The organism is Mucilaginibacter sp. P4_D1, assembly GCF_056401935.1.
On the sequence record NZ_JBFUIJ010000043.1, the window covers coordinates 16,385 to 38,221 of the forward strand.

20 protein-coding genes and 1 riboswitch are annotated in these 21,837 nt (G+C 41.9%); of the genes, 11 read left to right on the top strand and 9 right to left on the bottom strand.

Translation table 11 applies throughout. From position 1 onward, the window contains the following. Positions 1-1,287 (bottom strand): DUF2851 family protein, encoded by a 1,287-nt coding sequence (locus AC1DV1_RS25340; RefSeq protein WP_477365422.1) that lies wholly within the window; start codon positions 1,285-1,287, stop codon positions 1-3. A 106-nt stretch (positions 1,288-1,393) separates the two neighbouring features. On the opposite strand from AC1DV1_RS25340, the gene AC1DV1_RS25345 reads away from it, so the two are divergent. Beyond that, positions 1,394-2,698 (top strand): MFS transporter, encoded by a 1,305-nt coding sequence (locus AC1DV1_RS25345; RefSeq protein ID WP_477365425.1) that lies wholly within the window; start codon positions 1,394-1,396, stop codon positions 2,696-2,698. A gap of 150 nt (positions 2,699-2,848) precedes the next feature. Here AC1DV1_RS25345 and AC1DV1_RS25350 read toward each other — a convergent pair whose 3' ends face one another. Further along, positions 2,849-3,517 carry a basic secretory protein-like protein gene (locus tag AC1DV1_RS25350; RefSeq protein ID WP_477365428.1) on the bottom strand — a complete coding sequence of 223 codons (669 nt, stop codon included), beginning with the start codon at positions 3,515-3,517 and terminating at the stop codon, positions 2,849-2,851. A 121-nt stretch (positions 3,518-3,638) separates the two neighbouring features. Between AC1DV1_RS25350 and AC1DV1_RS25355 the strand changes: the two genes are divergently transcribed. Then, positions 3,639-4,730: a M20 family metallo-hydrolase gene (locus tag AC1DV1_RS25355; RefSeq protein WP_477365431.1), complete on the top strand. Its 1,092-nt coding sequence runs from the start codon at positions 3,639-3,641 to the stop codon at positions 4,728-4,730. Positions 4,731-4,795: 65 nt separating this feature from the next. Here AC1DV1_RS25355 and AC1DV1_RS25360 read toward each other — a convergent pair whose 3' ends face one another. From AC1DV1_RS25360 to AC1DV1_RS25370, 3 genes are all read right to left on the bottom strand, one after another. Next, complete coding sequence (locus AC1DV1_RS25360; protein WP_477365434.1) at positions 4,796-5,512, bottom strand: ZIP family metal transporter; 717 nt, start codon at positions 5,510-5,512, stop codon at positions 4,796-4,798. Further along, entirely contained in the window at positions 5,512-6,075 is a 564-nt protein-coding gene (locus AC1DV1_RS25365) for a phosphatase PAP2 family protein (RefSeq protein ID WP_477365437.1), read from the bottom strand. The genes AC1DV1_RS25360 and AC1DV1_RS25365 overlap by 1 nt, the downstream gene beginning before the upstream one ends. Positions 6,076-6,233: 158 nt before the next feature. Beyond that, positions 6,234-7,349 (bottom strand): redoxin domain-containing protein, encoded by a 1,116-nt coding sequence (locus tag AC1DV1_RS25370; RefSeq protein ID WP_477365439.1) that lies wholly within the window; start codon positions 7,347-7,349, stop codon positions 6,234-6,236. 287 nt (positions 7,350-7,636) lie between these two features. Here AC1DV1_RS25370 and glmM point away from each other — a divergent pair, with 287 nt between their 5' ends. The 4 genes from glmM (at position 7,637) to AC1DV1_RS25390 (ending at position 11,578) form a co-directional block, all read left to right on the top strand. Further along, positions 7,637-9,019, top strand: a complete 1,383-nt coding sequence (gene glmM, locus AC1DV1_RS25375; RefSeq protein WP_477365442.1) for a phosphoglucosamine mutase — start codon at positions 7,637-7,639, stop codon at positions 9,017-9,019. A gap of 183 nt (positions 9,020-9,202) precedes the next feature. Next, positions 9,203-10,339, top strand: coding sequence for a cysteine desulfurase family protein (locus AC1DV1_RS25380; RefSeq protein ID WP_477365445.1), 1,137 nt, complete (start codon positions 9,203-9,205; stop codon positions 10,337-10,339). 326 nt (positions 10,340-10,665) lie between these two features. Beyond that, positions 10,666-11,064 (top strand): hypothetical protein, encoded by a 399-nt coding sequence (locus AC1DV1_RS25385; RefSeq protein WP_477365448.1) that lies wholly within the window; start codon positions 10,666-10,668, stop codon positions 11,062-11,064. 295 nt (positions 11,065-11,359) lie between these two features. Continuing rightward, entirely contained in the window at positions 11,360-11,578 is a 219-nt protein-coding gene (locus AC1DV1_RS25390; RefSeq protein WP_477365451.1) for a hypothetical protein, read from the top strand. A 99-nt stretch (positions 11,579-11,677) separates the two neighbouring features. On the opposite strand, the gene AC1DV1_RS25395 is transcribed toward AC1DV1_RS25390, so the two are convergent. The 3 genes from AC1DV1_RS25395 to AC1DV1_RS25405 form a co-directional block, all read right to left on the bottom strand. Continuing rightward, positions 11,678-12,889 carry a homoserine dehydrogenase gene (locus AC1DV1_RS25395; RefSeq protein ID WP_477365454.1) on the bottom strand — a complete coding sequence of 404 codons (1,212 nt, stop codon included), beginning with the start codon at positions 12,887-12,889 and terminating at the stop codon, positions 11,678-11,680. Further along, positions 12,889-13,944 carry a homoserine O-acetyltransferase family protein gene (locus AC1DV1_RS25400; RefSeq protein ID WP_477365458.1) on the bottom strand — a complete coding sequence of 352 codons (1,056 nt, stop codon included), beginning with the start codon at positions 13,942-13,944 and terminating at the stop codon, positions 12,889-12,891. The genes AC1DV1_RS25395 and AC1DV1_RS25400 overlap by 1 nt, the downstream gene beginning before the upstream one ends. 89 nt (positions 13,945-14,033) lie before the next feature. Further along, positions 14,034-15,353: an O-acetylhomoserine aminocarboxypropyltransferase/cysteine synthase family protein gene (locus tag AC1DV1_RS25405; protein WP_477365461.1), complete on the bottom strand. Its 1,320-nt coding sequence runs from the start codon at positions 15,351-15,353 to the stop codon at positions 14,034-14,036. Between the two features lie 247 nt (positions 15,354-15,600). Next, positions 15,601-15,711, bottom strand: a riboswitch (SAM riboswitch). Positions 15,712-16,042: 331 nt separating this feature from the next. On the opposite strand from AC1DV1_RS25405, the gene AC1DV1_RS25410 reads away from it, so the two are divergent. Beyond that, the gene (locus AC1DV1_RS25410; protein ID WP_477365464.1) at positions 16,043-16,870 is read left to right on the top strand and encodes a hypothetical protein; all 828 of its coding nucleotides are present in this window, start codon (positions 16,043-16,045) and stop codon (positions 16,868-16,870) included. A gap of 81 nt (positions 16,871-16,951) precedes the next feature. Here AC1DV1_RS25410 and AC1DV1_RS25415 read toward each other — a convergent pair whose 3' ends face one another. Next, the gene (locus tag AC1DV1_RS25415; RefSeq protein WP_477365467.1) at positions 16,952-18,073 is read right to left on the bottom strand and encodes a trans-sulfuration enzyme family protein; all 1,122 of its coding nucleotides are present in this window, start codon (positions 18,071-18,073) and stop codon (positions 16,952-16,954) included. 97 nt (positions 18,074-18,170) lie between these two features. Here AC1DV1_RS25415 and AC1DV1_RS25420 point away from each other — a divergent pair, with 97 nt between their 5' ends. From AC1DV1_RS25420 to AC1DV1_RS25435, 4 genes are all read left to right on the top strand, one after another. Beyond that, positions 18,171-18,692 carry a hypothetical protein gene (locus AC1DV1_RS25420; RefSeq protein WP_477365470.1) on the top strand — a complete coding sequence of 174 codons (522 nt, stop codon included), beginning with the start codon at positions 18,171-18,173 and terminating at the stop codon, positions 18,690-18,692. A gap of 206 nt (positions 18,693-18,898) precedes the next feature. After that, entirely contained in the window at positions 18,899-20,095 is a 1,197-nt protein-coding gene (gene mqnE, locus AC1DV1_RS25425) for an aminofutalosine synthase MqnE (protein WP_477365473.1), read from the top strand. A gap of 176 nt (positions 20,096-20,271) precedes the next feature. Continuing rightward, entirely contained in the window at positions 20,272-20,889 is a 618-nt protein-coding gene (locus AC1DV1_RS25430; RefSeq protein ID WP_477365476.1) for a histidine phosphatase family protein, read from the top strand. 15 nt (positions 20,890-20,904) lie between these two features. Further along, complete coding sequence (locus AC1DV1_RS25435; RefSeq protein ID WP_477365479.1) at positions 20,905-21,654, top strand: menaquinone biosynthetic enzyme MqnA/MqnD family protein; 750 nt, start codon at positions 20,905-20,907, stop codon at positions 21,652-21,654. Positions 21,655-21,837: the final 183 nt, after the last annotated feature.

Below are 21,837 nucleotides of genomic sequence, written 5' to 3' on the forward strand. Positions count from 1 at the left end.
TCAGCTGAGCTTTAATATTTTATTACCAACACCGCATTGCAGGCATTTCTTGTAATTACAATAGTTATTTTTTAGTTCGATCAGTGCCTGCGATTCAAATGCATTAGTAATTTTCACCCCTAAGTTAACAAAATCTGCGGTAATATTGTTCTTTTCGGCCGGTAAATTTTCTAAAAGTTTTAGTGCGCGGCTAATATAATATTGCTGCTGGTGGTGTTTGCCATAGCTAAACAAGAACAGGGCGAGGGTATTAATAAGCAATATATCAACGGAAGCCGCCCCCATAACTTTAGGCAATGGTTTTGAAGCTACATCAAAACGGTAATGATTGTCCCAATACTCGTTTGTTTTATTGGATGCAAAAAGGTTGCGTAAGGCATCAATATCTTTTATCTCCAATATCTTCGAGAACAGGTGATTGGCGCTAACAATCAAGGCTGCAAATTGGGCAAGCCTAATGGTTGGGAAATTGGGCGGCCTTAAGCGCATAAATTTCCATAGATGGCTTTCTATTGGTTTAAGACCGTACTTCTTTCGGAGGTAATCGTATTCTTTTTTTAGCTTAACAGGATATTCATCGTTCAGGTCGCCCTCTAAAAAACCTGCCTGGCCAAATATGAGCGCTTCAATTTGCATCGGGTTATTTTTGTTTTTGGCCAGTGTAAGCTGCGGCAGCGATTTTGCCAGCAGTTCAAAGGGCAGGGCATTTGTTTTAAACCCGAAATTGGCAGCTAAAAATTGGTAAAACGTTTCTTCCCAATCGCCCCGGTTAATGGCAAGGGCGGCTATTACTGCAGCCGATTTTTTTTCCAGCCGTTCCACCAAGACGCGGGTAAGCCAATTGTGCATAATTAATCCGTCAACTGTGYCGATACTGGCCTCGCATGGTATGATAGTTTGATTGCCGAATATCATCTGGTGATAACGGCCATATAATTCGGCCGGAACCCTGTTATTCAATTGCAGCGTTGGTACTTTTCGCCCATTGTTTAGTTTTAACGGTAAATCGTTGTTGTAAACAACATGCAAAATCACATTATTATAGGCTTCATCGGTGGTATGTCCGTGCTTTTGCCAATCGGAAGCCGAAAGATGTACCTCAACATTTCCAGCCCAAAGTGTTTCGCCGATTTTAATTCGGGCGTTATGAAAATCGGGGCCTGAATCGCTGTTGTGAACTCCGGTAGAGAATATGTCCAGCGTTTCGCCGTCTTCCGTTCTGAGATCTGAACGGTCAAACAGGCGGAATTTCCATACATAATGCAAAAAGTCTTCGGTAAAAAGCATGCTTTAAATATAGTGAGTAGTTGATTTAGTTAGATTAGGCTGATTAAGTTTTTTGTACGCTAATTTGATTATGGTACATTTATGCGTTTATCTTTTTAAGCAAAATATGACTAATACATCTCACGTTACCGTTAAAACAACAGGAGGCCGTATCAAATCAATAATTGGCGGCTCGTTAGGCAATTTGGTTGAATGGTATGATTGGTATGTATATTCGGCATTTTCACTTTATTTTTCCAATTCTTTTTTTCCTGACTCCAACGAGACGGCCCAGTTGTTAAAAAGTGCAGGTGTATTTGCACTCGGCTTTTTAATGCGGCCAATAGGTGGGTGGCTAATGGGTACATATGCCGATAAACACGGTCGTAAAAAGGCGCTAACCATATCAGTGCTCCTCATGAGCCTTGGCTCATTAATTATTACTATAACACCCGGTTATAAAACTATTGGCGTTGCGGCACCGCTGCTGCTGGTGTTGGCCCGGGTTATACAGGGCCTGAGCGTAGGCGGCGAATATGGCACAAGCGCGACTTATTTAAGCGAAATGGCCGGTCGCAAGCACCGGGGGTTTTATTCCAGCTTTCAATACGTAACCCTCATTATGGGGCAGTTACTTGCCCTGGGCTTGTTGGTTTTACTGCAAAGGATATTCTTAACTGAGCAACAGTTACATGACTGGGGTTGGCGCATCGCCTTCGGCATCGGCGCTTTCCTGGCTGTGATTACGATGTACCTGCGCCGTAGTTTGCAGGAATCGGCCTCATTCTCCGTTGAAAAAAATAAAACCAGCACAACACACGGCACTATTACCGAATTGGCCAAACACCCAAGGGCTGTGCTTACAGTTATAGGCCTCACAGCAGGAGGGACATTGGCATTTTACACCTTTACAACGTATATGCAAAAGTTCCTGGTAGATACATCTGGATTTAGCAAAGCCGAAGCTACCTTAATTTCAAGCCTTACTTTGCTGGTCTTTATGCTGATACAGCCACTTTTTGGATTGTTATCTGATAACATCGGGCGCAAACCGTTGTTGATAGGCTTTGGCGTTTTAGGTACAATAACCACTATCCCGATACTCACATTGCTGGGAGGCACAAAAGACGGCTGGATTGCCTTCGGCCTTATTTTGGCAGCGCTTATCATCGTAAGTGGGTACACTTCTATTAATGCTGTTGTAAAGGCCGAACTTTTCCCTGCAAACATACGTGCGCTTGGGGTTGGTTTTCCATACGCCATAGCGGTTTCTATATTTGGCGGCTCGGCAGAATACATTGCTTTAGGCTTTAAAACGGTGCATCACGCCCAATGGTTTTACTGGTATGTAACCGTGTGTATCGCTTTATCGCTGGTGCTTTATGTTACCATGAGGGATACACGGAAACACTCGAAGATGGAGGAGGATTAATTGATTTGAGAATTTGAAGATTTGAAAATTATTTGTCTGAACTCGAATTTAACGAATTAAGGAATTTTCCAAAATTTAAAAATTCAAATAATTCCTTAATTCATTAAAATTCCGGTTCAGACTAATTCTGTATATTCTAAGAATCCTGATTCAGACAGTTGGATTAGCTGAATAATCTTTCCACAACTCATCCAGGGTTTTACCTGTTTGTTGTTTCCATGTGTCGTCGGTAAATGTATGGTCGCGCATTTTGCTATCGAAAGTTTTCACTATTCCGGGTTTGCTTTTTTCAAGCCAGGCCAGGAAACGCGCCGTAACCCGGTAGCTATTATCATAGTTTTGAGTGGCCTTGTAAGCCGGTAACGACCAGTTTGCTGCCGGGTTATTAACGCCAAATTTGAATCGCGCATAATCGGCAATACCTTCTGTTAGCCAGCCCGGACCGGTGCTTTGGCCATAATCCTGTACAATATGCATTACTTCGTGCGTTACCACATCGATGTCCTGGGGGCGTTGGTGCATCCAGCGCGAGCTTATGGTGACAATACCGTTTGCAGTTTCGGCAACGCCTTTGTAACTGGTATCTATAATCATGGTAACTGCCTTCAGCGTTTTTTTATTGTAAGCATTTGCCAGCTCAGGATATACTTTATAAAATGTGTTTATTAGTTTGGTTTTCAGCGCAGTATCAAGTGTATTGTCATAGTTGATAAAAGTTAACTTGTAACCGTTTTTGTTGTAGTTGCTGGTTTGCTGGGCGTAGGAAGCGCCTGCCGTCAGCATTAAAAATAAGATAGATAAGATTGATGTCTTTTTCATTGTTTTGGATAAAATAGATTGAATTTCAAAACTACAATTTTAATTTAAACCCGAATATTAATACCATTCGTTTATCAGTATCGTTACATAAAAAGTTATTAATTTTGCCCGCATAACATTCATGGGGATTATCCCAATATCTATGACCGATAGCAACAATTTATACCAGTTGGCAGTTACATTACTACAGCAACTGATATCTATACCATCATTCAGTAAAGAAGAAGATCGTACAGCCGATCTGATTAACGAGTTTTTACAACAACACGGAGTAACCACCCATCGCAAGCTTAACAACATCTGGGCCTGGAACAGGCATTTTGATCCGGCAAAGCCAACCATACTGCTCAACTCACATCACGATACAGTGAAACCGAACTCTGGTTATACGCGCGACCCATACGATGCCAAGATTGAAGATGGTAAACTATTTGGCCTTGGCAGTAATGATGCGGGCGGATGCCTGGTATCGTTAATAGCCGTATTTCTTTATTTTCATGACAGGGAAAACCTGAAATATAATTTTTGCCTGGCTACCACTGCCGAAGAAGAGATCTCCGGCGTAAACGGACTTGAACTCATTATCCCCGACCTGGGTAAACTGGATTTTGGGATAGTAGGTGAACCTACCCTGATGCAGCTGGCCATTGCCGAACGTGGCTTAATGGTGCTGGATTGCACTGCTCATGGCCGCGCGGGGCATGCAGCCCGCGAGGAAGGCGAAAATGCCATCTATAAAGCACTAACAGATATTGAATGGTTCCGCAGTTTTAAGTTTCCCAAAGAATCGGAAGTTTTTGGGCCCATCAAAATGTCGGTTACTATTATCAACGCTGGTTCGCAGCACAATGTGGTACCGGCAAGTTGTGTGTTTACCGTTGATGTTCGGGTTACCGACGCCTACCGTAACGAGGAGGTTCTGGAAATCATCCGCCAGCATGTAAGCTCCGATGTAAAGCCAAGATCTATCCGCCTTAAACCATCATCAATTCCCCGGGAGCATGCTATTGTACAAGCTGGAATAGCTTTAGGCCGTACAACGTATGGGTCGCCAACTACCTCTGATCAATCGCTGCTGGATATCCCATCTATCAAAGTTGGCCCCGGCGACTCTGCAAGGTCGCATACTGCTGATGAGTTTGTATATGTAGATGAGATAAGAGAAGGTATCGAACTGTATATTAATATGTTAGAGAGTATTAGCCTCACCTAAATCCTCTCCAAAGGAGAGGACTTTTGAATTGCAGCATTTAAAGAATTAGCACCGTCGTTCCCCCTTTAGAGGGTCAGGGGGCTCGCCGCTATTGCAATGGCTACACCCAACAAAACCGCGATCATTTTACGTAAGTTGAATTTATGATCGGCGCTTGATTCAAACAATATGGTGGTGGATATGTGCAGGAAGATACCAATTACCAAGCCCATTATCCTGTTAAAGTAATGCTGCAGGTTACCAATATTACTGGTGCTTAAGGCATTACTAAAAAAGTAGCCCGCCGGCGCCATTACGGCAAATAACAAAATGAAAAACACGGTTTTATTACGGCCTTGCTTGTTGGTGAGCAGCACAGTACCTAAAGCAAATGCTGCTGGTATATGGTGCAGTGCTATGCCATAAACCAACTGATCCTGGTTGCCTTGCGCTAATGGCATACCCTCTAAAAAGGCGTGCAGGCAAAGGCTTACCATAATACCCACCGGAAAAACCACAAGGTCGTGCTGGTGTTTGTGCATGTGGCCGTGCTCAATGCCGTCGGAAAATAGCTCTAAAACAATCTGGAAAAGAAAACCGATCAGGATAAATACCCCCACATAATTATCATTGCCGTGGTAAGCATCGGGTATTAAATGCAAAACAGTTATGCCAAACAGGTAAGCCCCGCTAAACGACAGCACAAGTTTGAGCATTTTATGATTATCTCCCCTGAATAAAAAAACAGATAAGCCACCAAGAGAGGCACTTAAAAACAACAGTAAAACTTTCCAGATCTCCATTAAAAGGCAGGTTGTATTTTTTTGAAAATATAGGCAAACAGCATCCCCACAAGCGAGCCGTAAATGGCACCACAAATGACATCAACAGGGAAATGCACGCCCACGTAAACTTGGGCAAATGATACCAGTGCGGCCCAGAAAATTGCAGCAAACCATACCCAGCGCCATTTTTTTCCAAAAACAAGGCATATAAAAATAGCCATGGCAAAATGATCGGTCGCATGGGTTGAAGGGAAGCTGTAACCCGTTCCGCATGGAATGCGGTTAATATCGGTTAAGCCAACCACCGGATCGCGGCAGGGGCGAAGCCTTTGTACCTGGTGCTTAATGAGGGTAGCGCTTGTAAAATCGGCAAAGCCTGCTGTTGTTGCTAACAGGATGATGATAATAGCCCCCGCTTTTTTATATCGCCATAAAGAAAAAACAATAATGAAAATATATAGCGGAATCCAGAATTTAGGATTACGAAACCAGGGCATAACCAGGTCAAAGAACGGGTTGCCAAGATCGTGATTGATGAAATAAAATAAATGCCGGTCGAGTTGTAAGATGTAATCTGGCATTGATGCAATTGCGATTTTTTTGTTAGCGGGCAAAGTTATTAAATACTTTAAAACAAGTTTGTAAATAGGCGACCAATAAAATGGTGAAATGGCTTTTGTTTAACAATACCTGTTTGAAATAGCACGTAAATCACAAAGGGTTATTATTTGCCTGAAAACTATTTACCGCCAAGCAACTCATCCAGTTTAATTAGTAACGTTTTGTCTTTCAAATTTCTGGCGATGATTTTACCATCAGGGTTTATCAAAATATTTGCCGGTATGGTAGTTATGCCATACAAGGCTTTTACTTTTTTATTAGCATCCAGTAATTGTGTCCATAACGCTCCGTCGGCACTGATAGCATTGATCCAGGCCTTCTTGTCTTTTGCATCATCGAGAGAAATACCTACCACAGTAAAGTCTTTACTTTTAAATTTGTTGTAAGCAAGGACAACATTGGGCATTTCCTCGCGGCAGGGTAAACACCATGAGGCCCAAAAATCAACCAACGTGTATTTGCCCCTAAAGTTTGAAAGCCTGACGCGATTACCTTTATTATCGGTTAGCGTAAAGTTTTTTGCTGTTGATCCTATTGCTGTTTTAGATAGCGCTGCAATTATTTTTTTCAATTTTAGCCCTAAAGAAGTTGCTTTAAGCGAAGGGGATAAACTATTGAAGGCAGCGCTATTTTTAGCTAACATATCTTCGTTGTTTACAATCTCCTGTAACGTAACCAAGCTGACATATGATTGTGGATGGCTTTTAATAAATGACAATTGTACCGGGCTCATTTTTAACAATACCAACTTTAGCCTTGCCCTGATCGGGGCTATCATCTCAATATCTTTTACTTGCTGCGCTGTTAATGCATCATAATCAGCTTCTATTTGGTTACGCTCCCGCGAATAACTTTCTAATTGATGTGTTAGCACAGATAGATCATTATTTGTGGTTGTGCCAGATAGTTCGGCGTTATACAAAGAATCATTGGTAGTGATCATTATATTGCCTGGTTCGATATAAAAATTCTTAGCATCGCGAAGTATGGAGGCAGTATCCGGATTGTCATTCCGGCATACATAACCCGAATGAATACCTGTAGTTGTACCTGCAAATTTAAATTGATGGTTGATGACACTTACAGAGTCAATGAGTGGCTTGTTATTTACTTTATAAACCAAGTATATTTTATCGCCATCATTTAAACCACCTTTACCCGTTACTGTAAAAGATGATTGCGCCTGTACAAAAATAGGTGCAATAAGAATAAAACAAAAAAGTACAATTTTCATTTTTATAACGTTTTACCAGGTAGTAAAGCTTTTTTAATTAGTACAATCCAAACGCTTTTGTTTGCTGCGTTTTGTGATTACCGCTTAAATATACAAACATTCAATCCATCAACGTTTTGATTTTACATTTGGTTGTATGCGGGTTTAGTTAAAATCATGAGTGATAAAATGATTTTTTAGCATTTTTAGCACATCTTTTACCGGGCAAACGTTTGCAGAAAAATATAAATTGTACTAGGCTATCGGTTAAATATTTTACTTTTGTCCAACAAAAAACAATTACAATTTTGACACTTATAAAATCAATTTCGGGGATACGCGGCACCATTGGCGGTGCTGTTGGCGATGGTTTAACACCGCTGGATATTGTAAAATTCACTTCGGCTTATGGCTCATGGGCCGTTAAAAAATCGGGGATAAAAAAAATTGTGATAGGCCGTGATGCACGCATATCGGGCACCATGGTTAATAACCTGGTAGTAGGTACCTTACAAGGCCTTGGTATTGATGTAATTGACCTTGGCCTTTCAACTACGCCCACTGTTGAAGTTGCAGTTACCGGTGAGCAGGCGGCAGGCGGCATTATACTAACAGCAAGCCACAACCCTAAACAATGGAACGCGCTTAAGTTATTGAATGCCGATGGTGAATTTATAAGTGATGCTGATGGTAAAGAAGTATTAGAAATTGCCGAAAACAGCGATTTTAAATATGCCGATGTAAACGACCTTGGCAAGGTTACCCTTGACGATAGCTGGTTGCAAAAACATATCGACCTTGTACTGGCATTGCCACTGGTTGATGTGGAAGCTATAAGGAAAGCCGATTTTAATATTGTAATTGATTGTGTGAATTCTACCGGTGGTATTTTTGTACCAGCCTTGCTAAAGGCACTGGGTGTAAAAACCGTTCACCAATTATATTGTGAGCCCGATGGGAATTTTCCGCACAATCCCGAACCTTTGCCCGAGAACCTTACGGCCCTGTCAAAAGAAGTTTTGAGTAAGCGTGCCCATTTAGGTATAGCCGTTGACCCGGATGTTGATCGCCTTTGCTTTGTTTGCGAGGACGGCAATATGTTTGGTGAGGAGTATACGCTGGTTGCCGTGGCCGATTACGTGTTGCAGAATAATTTGGGTAATACGGTATCCAACCTGTCGTCAACCCGTGCGTTGCGCGATGTTACCGAAAAGGCCGGGGGCGAATATCACGCGTCGGCAGTAGGCGAGGTGAACGTGGTTAACAAAATGAAAGCGGTTAACGCCGTTATTGGCGGCGAAGGTAATGGCGGTATTATTTACCCCGAAATACACTACGGCCGCGATGCTTTAGTTGGTATTGCCTTGTTTTTAACCCACCTGGCTAAATATGGCAAGTCGGTTTCAAACCTGCGTCGGTCATATCCCGGTTATTTTATTTCTAAAAATAAGATCACTTTAACCCCAGAAATGGATATTGATGCCCTTTTGATCAAGGTTGAAGAAAAATACATGAAACAACCGCACTCAACAATTGACGGTTTGAAAATAGAATTTGATAAAGAATGGGTACATTTGCGTCGTTCAAATACTGAACCGATTATCCGTATTTACTCCGAGGGCAATTCAGAAACGGTTGCAAACGGACTGGCAAATAAGATAATCACAGATATTAAAGAAATTTTGAATTAATTATTGAATTATCGATTTAGTGAATTATTGAGTTAGACATAACCAAATCATTAAATTGTAATTTAATAAAGAGTTTTTATAAGTTAACTGACCCATTTGTTGAAGGATTGAATTGATGAATTGTTGAGTTTGCTCTTCAAATCACTAATTAAGTAATTCAATAAATCAATAATTACTATAACGATGCGTGTTTATTTTGACAATGCTGCTACTACGCCGCTTGACCCTGAAGTTTTAAAAGAAATGTATAAAGTGATGGAAAACCATTATGGTAATCCGTCGTCAATTCATTCACATGGGAGGGAGGCGCGCACGCTAATCGAAAGATCGCGCAAAACCATAGCGGGGCTGCTGCATACTTCGCCTGCTGAAATATTTTTTACCTCGAGCGGCACCGAAGCCGATAATACAGCTATCCGTTGCGGCATTATTGATCATAACATTACCCATGCCATAACCAGTCATATTGAGCATCATGCCGTATTGCATACACTGGAGGCTATGGAAAAATCGGGTATCATCAAACTAAGCTTTGTTAATATTGATAGTAAAGGCAATGTAGATTACGACCACCTGGAAGCTTTATTGAAAAATAATGCCAGGAGTTTTGTATCTATCATGCACGCCAATAACGAGATTGGCACCCTATCGGATATGAACCGCATTGGCGACCTTTGCGAGGCCTATAGCGCCATTTATCATTGCGATACGGTACAAACCATGGGGCACTATCAGCATGACCTGAGCAAGCTTAAAACTCATTTTTTGGTTTGCGCCGGTCATAAACTGCATGGGCCTAAAGGCGTTGGCTTTTTACACATCAATCACCGCATTAAAATAAAGCCCTTAATATACGGCGGCTCGCAGGAGCGTAATATGCGTGGCGGTACCGAAAATATTTACGGCATTGTTGGCCTGGCCAAAGCTTTGGAACTGGCTTACGCCGAAATGGAGCAACACCAGGCACATATCCAAGGCTTAAAATCATACATGCTGGGCAAATTAACCAGCGAAATTCCCGGCGTAAACTTTAACGGCGAAACCGATCCTGAAAAGAGCCTGTACACAGTACTTAACGTTGCTTTCCCCGAAATGGAAATGGCCGATATGTTGTTATTTAATTTAGATATCAGCGGTATATCAGCATCAGGCGGCAGCGCCTGCAGTTCGGGTACCGATATTGGCTCGCACGTACTTACCTCGATAGGTGCAAGTTCATCAAGGCCATCGGTGAGGTTCTCCTTCTCCAAATACAACACCAAAGACGAAGTTGATTTCACCGTAGCCAAGGTAAAAGAGCTTTGCTTGGTAAGCGCGTAAAATGTTGATTAATATACTATTAAGATATATCCGCTTTTCACAGTCCGCGATTGCCGCAACACGCTCATAATGGAGTGTTTGTAAGTTATTGACTGTCAATATCAAACCACCGTCATTGCGAGGCACGAAGCAATCCCCTACATGCTAAGTCCCACATAGTTCGTCATTGCTTCGTGCCTCGCAATGACGATGGCTTAGTACATTCGTTTAACTATATCCGTTCTGCACATCTAAAATCTGCATATACTGCCGAAAGTTATTTTCTTAATTAGAAAACAATATGCTATTTCAATGGGTTTATTAATTAACAACTAAAATTAAAACCTATGAATATGCATAATGAAACCTGGGAAAACCAGGATAGTGATTACCAAAATACTGGGTCAGCTTCTGTAAACAATGCCCATGCCTATAACGCTAATCGCGACTTAGAAGATGATGGCGATGATTTGGACGAAGAGTTTGATGTAACCGACGAGTATCCAAACGAAACTCCCGAAGAACGTAAAACCAGGACAGAAGGTGTAGGTAGCCATAGCCAGGTAGAAGTTGATCAGCCTACCAGAAGCGCCGATACATCTTACAGCGAACAAACTGATGTAACCCCACCAAATAAGAAAGAGTTTCCATCAGTTGGGCCAGCTAAAACCGATTTTGCCAGTCGCCCGCAGGGCCGTACAACAGGCCGTATGGTAGGGCATGAGCCGGGTACCGAAGGTATATAGTTTTAGGAGCTTGAATTATTATTAGCGATGATTATAACATCGTGCCGGCGACCAGCCGGCTTTACTAACCAAACAGAACTCGCTGCTTGAAAATAAGGAGGGGCTATCCGTACCGGTCGGCCTCTTCTTTATCGCTCTTTCGGGATAATATATAGAACAATAATGAGTTTATATTTTATATAACGAGGATAAAATCCCAGCTACAAAAGAGCGTGCCCAGACTTATCACCAACTGAATTCGTGGCCATGAATAATTTTAGAATTAATAACCTAAAATATAAAGGAGGATAAGACCATGAGAAAGTATGGAGAACTAAACCAAAACCAGGCTAACAATATGTGGATGAGGGGCACTAATGTTAATCCAGATATGACTGCGGATAGTCATACGCTTGAAAGGAATGGCCCCAACAGAAAAAACCTAAAAGTTTTACATGAGGACGGTAGCTTTGCCGTTCTGCCTGATAATGATATACCAGGAGCCGGTGCACTATCGGGCTGTATAACAAAATAAATTTTTATAACACAAAGAAAGGGTACCCAAAACGGATACCCTTTCTTTTGTTATAAGCTAACAAAGCAAAATTTGCTTTATAATTATTCAGGCTTTCACTTATATCGATGCCAGGCTAACGCCGGTAAGCTGGCCGGCAAAGGCAACAAACGCCTTTCCTTCGGTTATTTGCAATTGGTTATCAATGAGGCTTTGTAAATTAACTTTTCCGATAACAAATTTATAATCGCCAGAATAATAGCGTTCTTTTATCGAAATAAATTTCAAATCTTCTACCAATCGCTCGTCATCATACCTTAAATAGATATCAAACTCCACATCGTTGGTAAATTGAAGTCCTGTTTTTTCTTTGGCTTTTTTGTACTCGTATTGGTAGCTATAGCGCAACGCGGCTATATCTGATAGCACGGCCGAACCGGTAGGGTGGCCACCGGCGCCTTTTCCGAAAAAGAATTGCTGATCGGCAAAGGCGGCTTGTACCGTTACCCCATTGTACTCGTACTCCACGTTATATAAAAACTCGGTACTGTTAACGAATTTAGGCAATACAAACATGGCCACGTTGCTATCGTCCAATTCTTTAGCTACGGGAACCAGTTTAATTTTCAGGTTCTTTTCGCGGGCGTATTGTAAATCCTGGGCAGCAAGGTTCTGAATGCCTAAATTGAAAACCTCATCTGGCTGTACTATTACGCCATAGGCATGTGCCGCAGCAATAACCAGCTTGTATTTGGCATCGTAACCGCCTACGTCGCTGGCAGGGTCGGTTTCGGCAAAACCAAGGTCTTGCGCCTGTTTAAGGGCACTATCATAATCAAGGCCTTCAATAAAGCCTTTAGATAAGATATAATTTGATGATCCGTTAAAAATTCCGCTTATGGAGTGTAGCAGTTCATTATCATAATACTCTTCCAAGTTACGGATAATAGGGATACTACCGCAAACCGCGCCTTCGTATAATAATGAAGTGCCATGTTTGTGCTGTAGCTCAATCAGCTCTTCTAAATGAAGCGCTATCATTTTTTTACTGGCCGATACCACGTTTTTCCCGCTGCTTAATGCCCTTGATACAATTTCAAAAGCAGCCTCGGTATCGTTAATCAATTCTACAATGGTATTAATCTCCGGGTTGTTTAGCAACTCGTCTTTATCTGTTGTAAATAAATGTGCCGGCAGGGAGCGCTCTTTGTGCGGATCCTTAATAGCAAATTTTACAATTTCGATGTTTAAATTTTTTGTCTTGATGATATCATATAATCCCTGTCCAACTACGCCAAATCCAAATAATCCTATACTTAACTTTTTACTCATTACGCTGTACGTTGCAATTCTATAATTTTTCCTTTTACATCAGTTTTAAAAAATGATGTGATAATATTTGTTAATGCTTCTGTTTCAATTAAAAAACCATCGTGGCCATAAAACGAATCCAATTCGGCAAAGGCCGATTTAGGAATATGCCTGAACAGGTATTCCTGCTCTTCGATGGGGAATAACACATCTGACTTGATACCAATAACCAGCGTACGGGCTTTTATAATGCTTAATGCTTTCTCAACACCGTTACGGCCGCGGCCTACGTTGTGCGAGTCCATCACCTTGGTTAAATACCAGTAGCTGTAGGCATTAAACCGGTTCACCAGTTTTTGGCCCTGGTATTCCTGGTAGGTTGATGCCTTAAAATTATCGGTTTTGCTATCAATCTCCTCCTGCTGTGTAATACCGTAAGTTTTATAGGTACGGTAGGAGAGCAGCGCTATACTCCTGGCGGCCTTTAAGCCGTTTTGGCCGCCTTCAATAGTGTTATTGTTAAAAGTGGCGTCGGCACTTAAAGCCAAACGCTGCGACTCATTAAACGCGATGCCCCATGGCGAATGCCGTGCGTTGGTTGCTATCAAAATAAGGTTTTTGATACGGTTTGGTTGGATGATGCCCCATTCAATAGCCTGCTGGCCACCCAATGAGCCACCAATAAGGATATGAATATTGCCCACGCCCAAATGGTCGGCTAATAACTGGTGGGCCTTAACTATGTCCCWGATAGTAAACTGGGGGAATGTTAAAAAATATGGCAAACCAGTTTCCGGATTTGTGCTTGCCGGATTAGTTGTACCATATGGCGAACCCAAAATATTGGCACAAACTATAAAATGTTCTTCGGGGTTAAATTTATTTGCAGTGCCCACAAAACCTTTCCACCAATCAAAAACATCGGCATTGGCTGTCAGGGCGTGGCATACCCACACCACGTTGTCCCGCTCTTGGTTTAAGCGGCCATAAGTATGAAAGCCTATCTCCAGTTGCTGTAGTTGTTCGCCAGATTCCAGCTCAAAAGTTTGTGTGTACTTAAATATTTCTGTGTTCATTCTATCTTACTTTCAGTCGAAAGTCTTGAGTCTTAAGTTCTAAGTCGTTATTTTTTTAACTCAGAACTTAAGACTTTCGACTTAAGACTTTAAACCAATTCGGCTTGCGCCTCTTTTATTTTGGCAAATGCCTGTTCAAAATCTGCTTTTATATCGTCAATATGCTCAATACCAACCGCTACCCTTAACGATGTTGGGGTAACGCCTGCCGATAGCTGTTCTTCATCAGATAGCTGCTGATGTGTTGTGGCCGATGGCTGTATGATGAGCGTTTTAGCATCGCCCACATTGGCTAAATGACTCACCAGTTTCAGGCTATCTATTAATTTACCCGCTGCTTCTTTATCGCCATCAATCTCAAAAGATAACACAGCTCCGAAACCATTTTTCAGGTATTTTTTTGCTAATTCGTGGTATGGCGATGATGCTAATCCCGGATAGTTTACTGATGCTACCTGCGGATGCTGGTCAAGCCATTTAGCCAGTTCCAGTGTATTATCTACATGGCGTTGCACCCGTAATGATAGTGTTTCCAGTCCCTGTATATTCAGCCATGAATTAAATGGCGATTGCGAAGGGCCAAAATCGCGCAAGCCTTCTACACGGGCACGAATAATAAACTGAATGTTGCCAAACGGACCGCCAATGCCAAATACATCGGCAAAAACCAACCCGTGGTAACCTTCAGAAGGCTCGGTGAACTGCGGAAACTTGCCGTTGCCCCAGTTGTAGTTGCCGCCATCAACAATAACGCCACCAATGCTGGTACCATGACCGCCAATCCATTTGGTGGTTGATTGTACCACCACGCTTGCGCCATGCTCCAACGGACGGAATAAATAGCCGCCTGCTCCAAAAGTATTATCAACAATCAGCGGCAGATCGTGCTTTTTGGCCAATGCGCCAACTTTATCAAAATCGGCAATTGTAAAGCCAGGGTTACCTATAGTTTCCAGGTAAATGGCCTTGGTTTTATCATCTATTAAAGCTTCAAGGCTTTCGGCGGTGTCGTCTTTGGCAAAACGAACATCAATGCCTAAGCGTTTAAACGCAACTTTAAACTGATTATAAGTGCCGCCATATAAAAATGGTGAGGTCACAAAATTATCGCCGACTTGTAAGATGTTATTTAAAGCTATAAACTGGGCGGCCTGACCCGATGCGGTGGCTAAAGCCGCAACGCCACCTTCTAAAGCGGCAATGCGTTTTTCAAACACATCGGTAGTGGGGTTCATCAAACGGGTATAAATATTGCCAAACTCTTTAAGGGCAAACAGGTTGGCGCCATGCTCGGCGTTTTTAAATACGTACGATGTAGTTTGATAAAGTGGTACCGCGCGTGAACCTGTAGTAGGGTCAACTTCCTGGCCGGCGTGTAATTGTAAGGTTTCGAATTTTAAGGCTGACATAGTTGTAGATTTTTAAAAGGTTATAATTAAATTTTGTTGTTTAGATGGATTTTTGACAAGCTGATAAAATGTTTACCAGTTTTACAACACGTATGTTTCCAGGGATTGAAAAATGGACGTATTAAAGCATCAACAGCAGCAACACATACAAATGCAGCCGATAATTGGGCTAATGCGTTGTATGTTACCGTTTTGGGTATTAAAAATGTTGCTTGTAGTAATTGTAATTAAACTTTTCATGGCTATAAATTTATATCCCCCGGTGTTATTTGCCGGGACAGGAATTGGCACCTTCTTCAAAACTGAAGGGTTGCCAGCGGGTCATTGAGCCTGATCTCTCGCCGCTTCTTTATAAATCAATACCCGAACTATGCGGAGAATTGATTGACTATGGTATCGCTACCAAATAATGTCCCAAAGATAAGCGGATATTTATTTAAATACCAAATTTTATTTTTATTAAGAGGCGAAGAGTAAAGGTAAAAGGCGAAAGGTAAAAGGTTTTTGTGTCAAAATCTTTGTTGTTGCTCCGATGCCTGTATCCTCACAGGCATCTTTCCGATTAGTAGTCGAATTATCTAATCCAAGCGACAACATCTGGAATAGCGGTTTGAGAGGGCATAGACCGTGGCGAAGGATTGTTTTTAAATGCCAAATTTTATTATCTTGTATCGCCAATAAACCATTGCATGAATAAGTTTTTCGCTTTTGTAATTTTCATTTGCTGTTCAACAACCATGATGTTTGGGCAGGAGAGGGAAAAAGTAGAAAACGTAAACCAACAGGTTGTTACTGCTGATTCTCTTTTTATCAGAAAACTGGCTGATACCTATAAAACAAATCCCGCGGGGGTGCTCAATCTGCTTATTACGTCAAAACATGCAATGGAGGATATTGGCTTTGGGTATTCTGAGGTCTCAAGGATTTATGAATCAGACTACCTGCGAATAGGTTATCAGTTTATATTTTTTAAAGATTCGTTGATAAGTTATAAGTTAGATGCCGGCATACCGTATAACGCCCTCCTAAATGCCAGGTATAAAAAAATATGTTCTCCTTTATTTAAATTTAAGCAGGAAACACATTCTGAACCGGTCTATTTTAACTATGATGGGATGTCAAAACCACTAAACGACAGTGTTAAAATTGTCTCGAAAAATAAACAGCTACGGTTTTTAATGACACCTTTTTCCGGGACTACCTACGGCTATTATCTTGTAATGGGCTATTTCTTGATCCAGTTAGATAGTCGGATTAATTTCAACGCCGTAAAAAGCAAGCTAACGCCAGAAACTGATTATATGCTTCTTTTTAGCAAAAACCCTGCAGCCCGCTTGTGCGCTGTAGAGTACTACTATAAAAATCCGGGCAGGTTTGTAAATATGAAAGATAAATTCGAACAGCGGATAGCTGCCATATACAAAGATATGCCAATAATAACCACACGAATTAGTGGTCACAAAACCAATCAATATGCGGAAGAGATGGTAAATTTAGCGGTCAAAACTGCTTTTTAACGAAGATGTAGGCAGCATGAAAAGCAATAAATGAAAAAGATTTCTCACGTCAAATCTTATCCTAAATATACCTTTTTCCCTTTACCTTTCGAAAAGGGCTTGCTCCAAATCTTCCACCAAATCATCAATATGTTCTAACCCAACCGAAACCCGCAATAAATTCCTTGGTGTTTTAGTGTCGGGGCCTTCTACGGTTGCGCGGTGCTCAATTAGGCTTTCCACACCGCCTAAGCTGGTTGCTTTGGTAAATATTTTGAGTTTGTTGATGATGTTGTGCGTATCGTTTTCATCGCCCTTAATAATAAACGAAAGCATGCCGCCGAAGGCCAGCATCTGCTCTTTGGCAATCTCATGCTGCGGATGCGATGGCAGGCCGGGATATAATACTTGCTCTACTTTAGGGTGCTGCTCTAAAAACTCAGCTAACAGTTGCGCATTGTGTACATGGCCCTTAACCCGGTAAGGCAGGGTTTTAATACTTCGCACCAGCCAGTAGCAGTCGGTTGGGGAGGGGATAGCGCCACCCATTTCCTGTACCTGTCGTATTTTTGCCCACCAATCGCTTTTTTCGGCGGTGATTAATGCGCCGCCCATTAAATCGCTGTGCCCTCCAAAATATTTGGTGGCCGAGTGCATTACTATATCGGCACCCAAAGCTAATGGTTGCTGGCATATAGGCGTGGCAAAGGTATTGTCAACAACAACTTTAATGTTATTTACCCTGGCAAAGGCAACTACTTTTTTAATATCGGTGATCTTGAGCAACGGGTTTGACGGCGTCTCAACCCAAATCACCCCGGTTTCGGGCTTGATATGTTGAGTCAAAACCTCAATATCGTTAACATCAACAAAATCAAAAGTTAAAATACCCGCAAATAGGTTTTTAAGCTGATTACGCAAACCGTGGTACATATCATCCGGGCAAATAATATGTGTACCAGGGGCCAGCGACTGGAATACCGACATGCCCGCCGCGTTACCAGATGAAAATGAAGCTGCATCGGCGCCACTCTCTAATTTGGCTATAACGTTTTCAAGCAAGGCCCGGTTAGGGTTCGATGCCCTACTGTAAATATGCCCGCCGGGAAAGCCGCCATCTTTGCCACGCTCAAAAGTAGTCGACATAACAATGGGCTGTATTACGGCTTTTGATGATCCGTCTACGTGGTTGCCTGCGTGGATAGCTATAGTTTCAGTTTTCATTATTGCTGATGTTGTTGTGCCTTCAAAGTAAATAAGATTATTTGTAATGTGTTGTAGCGGGCCGTGTAAATTTTGCGTAATTGTTAAAAAACATAACATGAAAAACCTGTACCTGCTTACAATTGTCCTGTTATTAACGGCCACGGCCTGTAAAAAAGAAAACATCGCCAAACAAAGCGAATACGATGCCAGCTATAAAGCCTGGATAAGCTTCAAAAACAGCTCAAAAAACTCTTATTCCTATACAACAGTTTTTGGTTCATGGGTAGGGTTTGGTGTTACTATCAAAGTAGCCGTAAGTAATGGCAAGGTAGTTTCGCGTGATTATATCCGGATACAATCACGTAATGATGGTACCAATAAAGTTGATACCGCTGAAACCTGGCATGAGGACGCTGCCACCATAAATACACACCCAAATGATGCCGCCGAAGCACTAACCATAGATGACATTTACTTAAAGGCCCGTACCGAATGGCTTAAGGTTGATGCCTCAACCAATGATATCATATTTGAAGCCAAAAACAACGGCCTTATTTCCGACTGCGGCTATGTGCCGCGTAATTGCGCCGACGATTGCTTTAGAGGCGTGAATATTACAACCATAACCGCTTTATAAGCTAAAAGCCGAAAGCTATTCCAATTCTTGTTTTAAGCTTTTTGCTTTCAGCCTTAAGCTTTCGGCTTTCTCCAATTTGCTTTTTGCATTCAGCCTTCGGCTTTAAGCTTTCCCCACTCATAATCTTATTGTAAAGATGCCCCTTGCTTTAGGCCTTTGGCTTTAAGCTTTCCGCTTTTTTACTACATTTGTTCAAAGTTTTTTGAATGGAAGCTGAGCATAATTTACAGTTATTATTACAAAATCCCGACCTGCCTGCTGATTTAAAGCACATTGCCGAAAAGGTACAGCGCAGCGAAAGGATTACCTTTGATGAAGGTGTTACGTTATATGAGCAAGGCGATCTTGGTTACCTTGGTGTTTTAGCCAACTACATCCGCGAAAAGCGCCATGGCGATAAAACTTATTTCAACCGTAATTTCCATATCGAGCCTACCAATCTTTGTGTTTACGATTGCAAATTTTGTTCGTACTCGCGCCTGCTTAAACAAAAAGCCGAAGGCTGGGAGTATACAATGGACGAAATGTTTAACATGGTAACCAAATACGATGACGAACCGGTAACCGAAGTACATATTGTAGGTGGCGTACTACCGCAATATGATGTCCCTTTTTACCAGGAGCTTTTCAGCCGCATACGTGCCCATCGCCCCGAATTGCACATCAAGGCGTTAACGCCGGTTGAATACCACTACATTTTCAAAAAAGCCAAAATTGACTACGCCACGGGCATGCGCCTGATGATGGAGGCCGGTTTAGGCTCTATACCAGGTGGCGGCGCAGAAATCTTCCATCCCGAGGTTCGTGATCTGATTTCAAAAGATAAATGTACCGGCGACCAATGGCTGGCCATACACGAGGAATGGCACAAGTTAGGCGGCCGCTCAAACGCCACCATGCTTTACGGCCATATCGAAAAATTCCATCACCGGGTTGACCATATGGAACGTTTACGCCAGCTGCAGGATAAAACAGGTGGTTTTCAAACATTTATCCCGTTGAAATTTCGCAACCAGGATAACCAGATGTCGCACGTACCCGAATCAACTGTTGTTGAAGATTTGCGTAATTATGCTGTCGCGAGGATTTATTTGGATAATTTCGATCATATAAAGGCCTATTGGGCCATGATCAGCCGCACCACGGCGCAGCTTTCGCTTAATTTTGGGGTAGATGATATTGACGGTACGCTTGACGATACCACCAAAATTTACTCGATGGCAGGTGCCGAAGAGCAGCACCCCGGTATGAGCACCAAACAACTGGTTGAACTGATTAAGCATATAGGCAGGTACCCTATTGAGCGCGATACGCTTTATAACGTAGTTACCGATTACAATGATTTTAAATTTCCTGAAACCCAGCCAAAGCCTCAATATTACAAGCTGCCGGTAATCAATTAAGCTAAACAAAAGCCTAAAGCAGAAGGCTTAAAGCACAAAGCAAAAATAAAAGTGCTTAAGGCGGATGGCTAAAAGCTGAAAGCAAAAATGAAAGGGCTGCCTGGAGTTGTCCACATAAATAATATAACAACAATAAAAAAGCTTTAAGCCTTGTGCTTTCAGCTTTCAGCTAGAAAATGCAAAAAACCTTATACATAGTACGTCACGGCCAAACTGAGTACAACAAATTGGGAATTATCCAGGGCAGGGGGGTTGATACCGACCTAAACGATGAGGGCCGCAAACAGGCACAACAGTTTTATGCGGCTTATAAATATGTACCTTTTGATAAAGCATATATATCTGCGCTAAAACGTACAAAGCAAAGCATTCAGCCTTTTTTGGATGGCGGATTGCCTTTTGAAAGGCTTTCAGGCCTTGATGAGCTGGCCTGGGGTATACATGAGGGCCAACTGCCCACACCGGAAAACAAAGCTGCGTTTTTGCAAATTATGCGCGATTGGCTAGATGGAAACCTCGATAGCAAATTTGAAGGCGGCGAGAGCCCCAACGAAGTAGAAATCCGCCAGCGCGAAGCTTTGGAAGTGATCATGAGCCATCCCGAAGAAAAAACTGTGCTGGTTTGCATGCATGGCCGCGCCATGCGTTTATTGCTTTGTATTTTAACCGGCAAACCATTGAGCGAAATGGATAACTTCCCACATCAAAATTTGGTTTTATACAAAGTTATTTATGATGGCCAACAATTTGCTATCGTAGATTTTAACAATGCCGAACATTTAAAACAATCCTGAAAGAGAACGTTTCTTGTGAAAAAGATCAGAATATCAGCAGTAAGCTACACTAATACCAAACCCTTTATATACGGCCTTCAACATACCGGTTTTGTAGATAAAATAGAACTAAGCTTGGACACCCCAACTGACTGTGCCCAAAAACTCATTGATGACGTGGTGGATATCGGCCTTATTCCTGTGGCGGCCACATTAAGCCTGTCCAACTGGGAAATAGTATCCGATTACTGTATTGGTGCCGTTGGTGCGGTAAACTCGGTGTTTATATTCAGTAATTGCCCGGTACACGATATTAAGTACCTACAGCTTGATCCCGAATCGCGCTCATCTAATAACCTGGCGCGTGTACTGCTCAAAAACTATTGGAAAATCAGCCCGGAGTTAATTGAGGCTGCACCAAACTACAGCTTGTCGACCGATTTAGATACGGCTTTTGTTCAAATAGGCGACCGTACCTTTGGCAAAAAAGACCAGTATAAATATGTATATGATCTGGCCGAAGAATGGCAAAAGTTCACCGGTCTGCCGTTCATGTTTGCAGGCTGGATAGCCAACAAACCAATCCCGCATGATTTTATGCAGGAATTTAACGCCGCCCTGAAATACGGTCTGGATCATCGGCATGAGTTATTTAAAGAGTTGCCTATGCGTGATGACTTTGATATTGTTGATTACCTGATGGTAAAAATTGATTTCGATTTAACCGAAGAGAAGAAGAAGGCCTTATATATGTTTTTGGATTACATAAAGCGATTGAACGATTAAAAGTTTGGTTTGAACCTGAATTTACAGAATTAAAAAAGCTGATTCGAGAAATTCTAAAAATTCGCTTAATTCGAGTTCAGACAAATTAAATGATATTAAAATCACACTTAGGGATCAAAGATATAGTTTGCGATTTCAGTATCTTAACCGTTGTTTATTGAAACTAATCAAATTCAAATAAAA